Source organism: Pseudomonas sp. B20 (genome assembly GCF_020515755.1).
In the GTDB taxonomy this organism is placed as follows: domain Bacteria; phylum Pseudomonadota; class Gammaproteobacteria; order Pseudomonadales; family Pseudomonadaceae; genus Aquipseudomonas; species Aquipseudomonas syringae.
Map to the genome: position 1 here is coordinate 1 of NZ_JAHPJG010000052.1, position 1,159 is coordinate 1,159.

Sequence of the window (1,159 nt, forward strand, 5' to 3'; positions counted from 1 at the left end):
CTTCGTCAGTGGGTCGCGGCTTATCAGATCCACGGCCCAGCCGCTCTTAAAGAGAAAAGGCGGCAGCGTTACAGTGACGAATTCAAGCTAGCTGTTTTGAAGCGCATGCATGATGAGCGATTATCACTGCGCCAGACAGCGGCCTTGTTCGATATCCGTCAGTTCGGCATCATCAATCTATGGCAGCGCCTTTTTGACGAAGGTGCTCTTAACGCATCCTCAAAGCCCCCTAAGAAAGTTGGACGCCCAAGAAAGATGACGACGCTCCTTCCCCCTGTGAACTCCGCTCCGATCAACGATGAATCGCGCTCGCGTGACGAGTTGCTTGCCGAGGTGAAGCAACTGCGGATGGAGGTCGATTATCTAAAAAAGCTCGATGCCTTGGTTCAGAAGAAGCAACGAATAGCGCAGCAGAAAAAGCGCAAATCGTGATGGAACTGAGGCCTTTGCATTCTCTGGACGGCCTGCTGAAGTTTGCCGGTCTGGCACGCAGCACTTTTTACTATCAACAAAAGGTACTGCTGGCAGATGACAAATACGCCGTGCTGAAAGACCTGATTCAGGCAACTTTCTACGAGCACAAGGGCCGGTATGGCTATCGTCGCATCACGGCAGCTTTGCGCAGGGCGGGCCATCTTGTGAACCACAAGACGGTGCAGAAACTAATGGGGCAGCTAGGCCTGAAGAGCCTGATACGCGTGAAGAAATACCGTTCCTACAAAGGCGAAGCAGGCAAGGCCGCGCCTAACCTGCTAAAGCGTGATTTCAAAGCGCAATACCTTAACCAGAAATGGGCTACCGACGTGACCGAATTCAAAGTAGGAGGCCAGAAACTCTATCTGTCGCCGATCATGGATCTGTACAGCGGCGAAATCATTTCCTATGCGATTGCCAGGCGCCCGCTGTACTCCATGGTCGACGAAATGCTTGAAGGAGCATTTAAGCGGCTTGGACCGCATGAAAAGCCGATTTTGCATTCCGACCAAGGCTGGCAATATCGGATGCCTATTTACCAGCGACTGCTCAATGAGAATTCGATCGCAGCCAGCATGTCGCGCAAGGGTAACTGCTACGACAACGCGGCTATTGAGAGCTTTTTTAGCACGCTGAAATCCGAATTTTTCTACCTGAACAAATTTAACGATCTGGATGAGCTTCA

At 51.5% G+C, this 1,159-nt stretch carries 1 pseudogene; it reads left to right on the forward strand.

Going from position 1 to position 1,159, the window contains the following annotated elements:
* Nucleotides 1–1,159 (forward strand): annotated as a pseudogene (locus LIX91_RS25495) (IS3 family transposase); the annotation flags it as partial.